At 67.8% G+C, this 7,004-nt stretch carries 9 protein-coding genes; 3 read left to right on the top strand and 6 right to left on the bottom strand.

The window, feature by feature from the left end:
* The 4 genes from rpsI to ACR2JI_RS09225 form a co-directional block, all read right to left on the bottom strand.
* On the bottom strand, positions 1-411 hold a 411-nt coding region (gene rpsI, locus ACR2JI_RS09240), incomplete at its 3' end, for a 30S ribosomal protein S9 (protein WP_526389782.1).
* An 86-nt stretch (positions 412-497) separates the two neighbouring features.
* Positions 498-941 (bottom strand): 50S ribosomal protein L13, encoded by a 444-nt coding sequence (gene rplM, locus ACR2JI_RS09235; RefSeq protein ID WP_526389779.1) that lies wholly within the window; start codon positions 939-941, stop codon positions 498-500.
* Positions 942-1,192: 251 nt separating this feature from the next.
* On the bottom strand, positions 1,193-2,332 hold the full coding sequence (locus ACR2JI_RS09230; protein ID WP_526389778.1) for a type VII secretion-associated protein: 1,140 nt from the start codon (positions 2,330-2,332) through the stop codon (positions 1,193-1,195).
* A gap of 50 nt (positions 2,333-2,382) precedes the next feature.
* Positions 2,383-2,937, bottom strand: a complete 555-nt coding sequence (locus tag ACR2JI_RS09225; RefSeq protein WP_526389777.1) for a CGNR zinc finger domain-containing protein — start codon at positions 2,935-2,937, stop codon at positions 2,383-2,385.
* Positions 2,938-3,064: 127 nt separating this feature from the next.
* Here ACR2JI_RS09225 and ACR2JI_RS09220 point away from each other — a divergent pair, with 127 nt between their 5' ends.
* The 3 genes from ACR2JI_RS09220 to ACR2JI_RS09210 all read left to right on the top strand — a co-directional run bounded on the left by ACR2JI_RS09220 (position 3,065) and on the right by ACR2JI_RS09210 (position 5,458).
* Positions 3,065-4,015, top strand: coding sequence for an EamA family transporter (locus ACR2JI_RS09220; RefSeq protein WP_526389781.1), 951 nt, complete (start codon positions 3,065-3,067; stop codon positions 4,013-4,015).
* 125 nt (positions 4,016-4,140) lie between these two features.
* Positions 4,141-4,791, top strand: coding sequence for a cutinase family protein (locus ACR2JI_RS09215; protein ID WP_526389776.1), 651 nt, complete (start codon positions 4,141-4,143; stop codon positions 4,789-4,791).
* A 19-nt stretch (positions 4,792-4,810) separates the two neighbouring features.
* A complete protein-coding gene (locus tag ACR2JI_RS09210) occupies positions 4,811-5,458 on the top strand; it encodes a cutinase family protein (RefSeq protein WP_526389775.1) in 648 nt (215 codons plus the stop codon).
* A gap of 6 nt (positions 5,459-5,464) precedes the next feature.
* Here ACR2JI_RS09210 and truA read toward each other — a convergent pair whose 3' ends face one another.
* Both truA and rplQ read right to left on the bottom strand, forming a co-directional pair.
* Positions 5,465-6,334, bottom strand: coding sequence for a tRNA pseudouridine(38-40) synthase TruA (gene truA, locus ACR2JI_RS09205; RefSeq protein WP_526389780.1), 870 nt, complete (start codon positions 6,332-6,334; stop codon positions 5,465-5,467).
* Positions 6,303-6,893, bottom strand: a complete 591-nt coding sequence (rplQ, locus tag ACR2JI_RS09200; protein ID WP_526389774.1) for a 50S ribosomal protein L17 — start codon at positions 6,891-6,893, stop codon at positions 6,303-6,305. The genes truA and rplQ overlap by 32 nt, the downstream gene beginning before the upstream one ends.
* Positions 6,894-7,004 lie beyond the last annotated feature (111 nt).

Raw genomic sequence — 7,004 nt, 5'->3', positions numbered from 1 at the left:
CGGCGCCTTGCGGGCCTTCTTCAGGCCGTACTTCTTGCGCTCGATGGCACGCGGATCGCGGGTCAGGAAGCCGGCCTTCTTCAGCGCCGGCCGGTCCTCCGGCTGAACCAGGATCAGCGCCCGTGCGATGGCGAGGCGCAACGCGCCGGCCTGGCCGGACGGGCCGCCACCATCGAGGTGGGCGAAGATGTCGAAGCTGTCCACCCGGTCGACGGTCACCAGCGGCGCCTTGATGAGCTGCTGGTGCACCTTGTTCGGGAAGTACGCCTCCAGCGAGCGCCCGTCGAGGTTGAACTGTCCGGTGCCCGGCGTCAGCCGAACCCGCACGACAGCCTCCTTGCGGCGACCCACGGTCTGGATCGGGCGGTCGATGATCACCGGCTCGCGGGGAACCTTGACCGGCTCCGCCACCGTCTCGGTGACGACCTCAGCGGCGTCGTCGGCACCGAGGTCAGCGTCGGTGGCCTCGATCTCGGTCTCTGTCACGTTCTCTTCGGTCACTGGGCCACCTGCTTGATCTCGTACGGAACCGGCTGCTGTGCGGTGTGCGGATGATCAGGACCCGCGTACACCTTCAGTTTCTTCTGGACCTGCCGGCTCAGCTTGTTGTGCGGCAGCATGCCGACGATGGCGTTCTCGACGACCCGGTCGGGGTGCTTGGCCATCAGCTCACCGATCGTGCGCGAACTCAGACCGCCGGGATACCCCGAGTGGCGATAGGCCAGCTTGCCGGTGAGTTTGGTGGGCGCGATGGCGACCTTGTCGGCGTTGATGACGATGACGAAATCGCCGCCATCGACATTGGGCGTGAATGTCGGCTTGTGCTTACCGCGCAGCAGATTGGCTGCTGCCACGGCGAGCCGGCCGAGCACCACGTCGGTGGCGTCGATGACGTACCACGAACGTGTGGTGTCACCCGCCTTCGGCGTGTATGTGGGCACAGCGTGTACCTCTCATCTTTCGGGGTGGGTCCCGGGCGAACCGGGTGCCGGTCGAAGCGTCGACGGTGGGGTGAACTTCTCGGCGACCAACACTGACCCGAGATCCCGACTTACCCCGCGGAGAAAGCCGCGGCGTACCGAGCGCCAATGAGATAGCGTACCGGCGAATATCGGCGCAGGTCAAAACGCATGCCCGGGTGGTCCCGACGGCTCTCCTCCGCCGGGACCACCCGGCACAACCCATTCGACGTTCATGGCCGCGCAGTGGTTCCCGGCAATTCGCGCGCCGAGCGAATCGCCTGCTCACAGGCCTGGCGGATACCGTCCTCGGCACCGGGGCGGCTCTGACAGCCGACCGCGATCCTCGTCGACCCGTCCAGCAGCACAGTCCAGCGGATCACCCGGGGAGGCCGGTCCTCCCGGTAGGTGACGGCCGGACGTCCGTCGACGTCATCGTCGGCGCGGAATTCACCGAACTCCGATCGGCCCGCGACGGCCCGGCCCAGCACCTCACCGGCGTCGGCCAAGGTGGTGCCCGGCACGTAGGAACCGGTGATGTGCAACGAATCGTCGGGGTGACCCGGGGAGCTGACCCGCACCCGGCGCGACCCCGGACCACCGGTGATGCGTTCGACGGTCCAGCCTTCCGGCACCGCCACCGCGACGCGGCCCTCGACCATCACCGACAGGATTTCTGACGGGGCGGACGCGGGCGCCGGAGCACCGGGATGCGAGGCGACGCCGACGGCCAGGGCCAGTCCCGGGATGGCGCAGGCGCCAATCAGGACGGCCGGCAACGTGATTCGCCGCCGGACCTCCGCCCCGCCGATAGCGGTCCCGGCATCCTCGGCGATCAGGCCACGGCAGGCCAGCGCCGCGCGGATTGCCGTCGCGGTGCCCGCCGCCCCGAGAAGGCCCGGCGGGATATCGACGACGATGTCACCGCCGGCCGCGTACCGCGCTGCCGTGTCGGCCACCTCGGTGGCGTGATCGCGGCCCAGCACCGTCAGCCCGCCGCCGGCACACACCGTCACGACTTCGCTGTCGATCTCGATGATGACCGCGCCCGGCCCGACCACCGCGCGGCGCGGCACCGCGACCACCCGGTCAGCCGACGCCGCGGCGGCGCGCACCACCCGGGCCACCCGCGGCGCCGGCCAGCTCGACGGGTGGACCAGCTTCACCGAGGAACACCGCGAACCCAGTGCCTGAGCGATCAGGCTGCGCAGGAGGTCGTCGACCCGGACCGGACGTTCACCGATCAGCACCAGCGGATCGTCGATCCCGTCGAGGGCCGCCGCAACCATGCTCGCCGGCACAGCGATATCGGCATCGAGGCGGCGCACCACGGCCGGCCCCACCTCCAACACAACCGACGGATCCGAACCCACCGGCACACGCTAAGCCGCGCCGGCGGGCGGCGGATTCGGCCATGCACAGCTCAACCGTCCTTGGACTGGCGCTCCCGGTAGGCGGCCACATGCTGGCGGTTGGCGCAGTTGCCGGTGTCACAGAACATCCGGGATCGGTTGCGGGACAGATCAATCAGAACGGCATCACAGTCCGGTGCTGCGCAGATCTTGAGCCGGCGCAGTTCCCCGGAGCGGATCAGGTCGGCCAGCGCCATCGCCATCTCGGCACCCATCCGCTGGGCCAGCGGATCGCCGGTGGACGCCAGATGAAGGTGCCAGTCCGGCATCTCGGGATGACGGGTCAGCCATGGCGCCGCGTGCGTGTCGGCCAGCAGGGCGTTGACCTCGGTGGCGGTGCGCTCATCATCGGCGGCCGCCGCCCAGATCCGGCCGATCCGCTCCCGCAATCGGTGGACCGAGGCCAATTCGGCGGCATCGCCATCGCGACGTCCGGTCCAGCCCTGGTCGTGCAGGAAGGCGTTCAGTGCGGCCTGATCGCCGAGCCGTTCGCCATCGACCCGGTCGCTGTTGACCAGGGCACAGGCAGCCCGGAGTGTGAGCTCGGTGTCATGACTGAAAAGCATTTGACTCCTGAGCCTCCCGGACCGTAGTGTCATGACCAAATATTAGTTTACTCATGACGAGCGGAGGTTTTCAGTGGTTACGACCGCCTCGACGGCCGCCGGCCAGAAACACTTCCGCCTCGGCCTGATGTTCGCGATCGGATCGGCCTTCACATTCGGGATGTCAGGGCCCATCGCAAAGTCACTCATGGAGGCTGGGTGGTCGCCGAATGCGGCAGTCACCGCCCGGCTCGCCGGTGGCGCGGTGGTGCTTGCGATCGTGGCCGGCTTCATCAAACCGGACTGGTTGCGCGAGGCCCGGGCGCACGCCCGCACCGTGATCCTCTACGGCCTGTTCCCGGTGGCCGGGGCCCAGCTCTGCTATTACAACGCCGTCGCTCATCTGCCGGTCGGCGTGGCCCTGCTGCTCGAGTACACCGCCCCCGTGCTGGTCGTGGGGTGGATCTGGGCGACCACCAGGCGGGCCCCGAGCCGGTTGACCCTGGCGGGCGTGGCCTTGGCCGTCGCCGGGGTCACCCTGGTGCTCGACGTCTTCGCCCCGGGTGGCACCGCCGGATTCGACCATGCCGGAGTGATCTGGGGACTCTGCGCGGCGGTCTGTGCCGCCAGCTATTTCATGATGTCCGACGAGGTGACCGCCGACGGCTCGGGACTCAACGCGATCACGCTCGCGGCAGGCGGCCTGGTGGTGGCGGCGATCGCCGTGGGCGCCCTGGGCCTGACCGGCCTCATGCCGCTGACCTTCACCGCCAACAACGCGGTGCTCGCCGGCATGACGGTGTCCTGGGTGATTCCGGTGATCCTGCTCGGCATAGTTCCCACCGCAGTGGCCTACACGCTGGGAATCAGCGGGGTGGCCCGGCTGCGGCCGAGTTTCGCCTCCCTGGTCGGCCTCAGTGAAGTCATGTTCGCCGTACTGGCAGCGTGCCTGCTGCTCGGTGAGCGGATCGGGGCCGCACAGACCGTCGGTGGCATTGTCGTGCTTCTCGGCCTGACCCTGGCCAGACAGGGCGAGCACAGCCCGAAGGTCGACGGCGCAACGTGGCCGGACCAGCCCCTTCGAGATACGTCACTCTGATAGCTTCAGCCCCACCGGTAACATGACTATGTGAATGTCGCCAATTTCCGCGCTGCCATCTCGGCCGCCGAGGCTATGACCGCGCGGTTTCCGCAGCCGATCCTGGATATGTGATTATGAGCCGCATGCGTACCGTCCCGGCTATCTCCGCCTGCCTGTTGACAGCCGCAAGCACCCTCCTCGCCCCGGCCGTCCCCGCCCACGCGGCCCCCTGCCCCGACGTCGAACTTCTCTTCGCGCGCGGCACCAGCGAAGCCCCGGGAATCGGCCGGGTGGGTCAGGCCCTCAACAGCCGGCTGAACGGCGCATTGGGCGGCCGCACCATTGGTGTCTACGCGATCAACTACCCCGCGACCTATGACTTCCTGGCGGCCGCCGACGGCGCGATCGATGCCACCAACCACATCGCCGGTATGGCCGAGCGTTGCCCCGGCACCCGATTCATCCTGGGCGGCTACTCGCAGGGCGCGGCCGTGGTCGACATGCTGATGGGAATCCCCCCGCTGGGCAACAAGGTCGGCGACGTCGGCTCGGCACCGCCGCTGCCGGCCGGCCTGGCCGATAAGGTCGCCGCAGTCGCGGTGTTCGGCAATCCGTCAGCCAAGTTCGGCATCCCGGTTTCCGCGGCGACGGCGCCGTTCGCCGGCAAGGGCATAGACCTGTGTAACGACGGTGATCCGATCTGCTCACAGGGCCGCAATCCGTTCGCGCACACCAGCTACGAGAAGACCGATCTGGTCGGTCAGGCCGCCGGTTTCGTCTCCCAACTGCTGTAACGTGACGCGCATGAGGCGGATGAGAAATCTATTCGCGGCGACCCTCGCCGTCACCTCCCTGCCGTTCGCCCCGTTCCCGATCGCTCCGGCCACTGCGGCGGATTGCCCCGACGCCGAGGTCATCTTCGCCCGTGGGCGCAGCGAAGCACCGGGCATCGGCTGGATCGGCGACGCGTTCGTGGACGCTCTGCGATCCAAGACGAGCAGATCCGTCGGCGTCTACGCCGTCAACTACGACGCCGACACCGACGTCATCGGAGGCGCCAACGATATGAGCCGCCGCATCCAGTACATGGCAGCGAATTGTCCCAGTACCCGGCAGGTGCTGGGCGGCTACTCGCTGGGCGCTGCGGTGACCGATATCGTCCTGGGCGCGCCCACGGCGATGTTCGGCTACAACAATCCGCTACCACCGAGCGCGAATGACCACATCGCAGCAATTGCGTTGTTCGGCAACGGAACTCAATCCGTATTCGGCCCGGTATCGGTGGTCAGCCCCATATACGGTGGCAAGACCATCGACGTCTGCACCGACATGGACCTGGTCTGCCGCGGCACTATCGACGCCAATGACCCCGGCGGGAGCTGGGCCTCCCACCTGCAGCCCGCCTACATCGACTCCGGCGCGGTCGACGGGGCCGCCGATTTCGTGGCGGCCCGCCTCTAAACAGCCTCAATCCAGGCTGCGGACGTCCCGCGTCGTCAAGGTCCGCTCGGCCAGCTGATCATCCGGCGGATAGTCGACCCCGATCAGCGTCAGCCCGCGTGCCGGGGCCGCCGCGAAATCACTGGAACGCTCTCGCGCGGTCAAAAGCTCTGCGCACCAACCTGGTTCGCGCCGACCCTCCCCGACCGCCAGTAGCGCTCCCACCACGGACCGGACCATCGACCAGCAGAATGCGTCGGCACTGACGTATGCGGTCAGCAGATCACCCTCGCGAACCCAGTCCAGACGTTGCAGGTCACGGATCGTCGTCGCACCCGGCCGGTGCCGGCAGAACGCGGCGAAGTCGTGCAGTCCCAGCAGAGCCTTCGATGCTTCGGCCATCACGTCAATGTTCAGCGAACGGGGCCACGGGGTCACGAAGCGGGACTGCTGTGGGTCCACACCGTAGGGCGCCAGCGATAACCGGTAGGCGTAGTGGCGGCGCAAAGCGGAGAACCGGGCGTCGAAACCCGAGGGCGCCCTGGAGATTTCGCGGACCCGGACATCCTCGGGAAGGAACTTACCGAGCCGACGGACCAGCGGAGCGAACTCCGGTTCGCCCACGCGGCGCTGACGGGGTTGTGCGTGGTCCAGTGCGTCCACCGGGATATCGGTATGGGCAACCTGAGCGGTGGCGTGCACACCGGAATCCGTCCGTCCGGCGGCGAACACCCGCACCGGAAGCCGGAAAACCGTCGACAGCGCCCCTTCGATGACGCCGGCGACGGTCCGGTGGCCCTCCTGAACCGCCCAGCCGGTGAATTCCGTACCGTCGTAGGCGATATCGAGTCGCAGCCTTGCGGCCTCAGGACTCGTCGGCAGCCTTCGGCTCCTCAGCCTGCTCCTCGGCCACCTCTTCAGCAGCCTCGGCAGTCTGGGCGTCGGCGATCGCGCCGTCCTCAGCCTCGATCTCCTCGATCTCCTCGTTCGGAGTCTCGGCCTCCGCGGCGGCGGGGGCCTTCGCGGCTTCCTTCTCGGCGACCTTCTTGGCCGCCTTGTTGGCCGCGCGACGGGCCCGGTCGGCCTCGGAGGTGACGGTCTTCTCCCGGACCAGTTCGATCACGGCCATCGGGGCGTTATCGCCCTTGCGCGCCTCGACCTTGATGATCCGGGTGTAGCCGCCCTCACGGTCGGCGAAGAACGGGCCGATCTCGGCGAACAGCACGTGTACGACGTCCTTGTCGCGGATCTTCTTCATCACCTCACGCCGGTTGTGCAGCGTGCCCTTCTTGGCGTGCGTGATGAGCTTCTCGGCGTAGGGCCGCAGTGCCCGAGCCTTGGGCTCGGTGGTCTTGATCCGACCGTGCTCGAAGAGCGACGTGGCCAGGTTGGCCAGGAGCGCCTTCTGATGCGAGGAGGATCCGCCGAGGCGAGGACCCTTAGTAGGCTTGGGCATTGCTACTATCTCCTAATTGGGGCCGGCCCCCGTATCAGGTAGGGCCGGGACGAATTTCTTTACAGCTGTTCGGTTTCGGCGTAGTCCTGGTCGGTGTCGGTCTCGTATGCC

The organism is Mycobacterium sp., assembly GCF_051006775.1.
In the GTDB taxonomy this organism is placed as follows: domain Bacteria; phylum Actinomycetota; class Actinomycetes; order Mycobacteriales; family Mycobacteriaceae; genus Mycobacterium.
The sequence above is the reverse complement of the archived record's forward strand: the minus strand, read 5'-3'. Positions and strand labels throughout refer to the sequence as shown.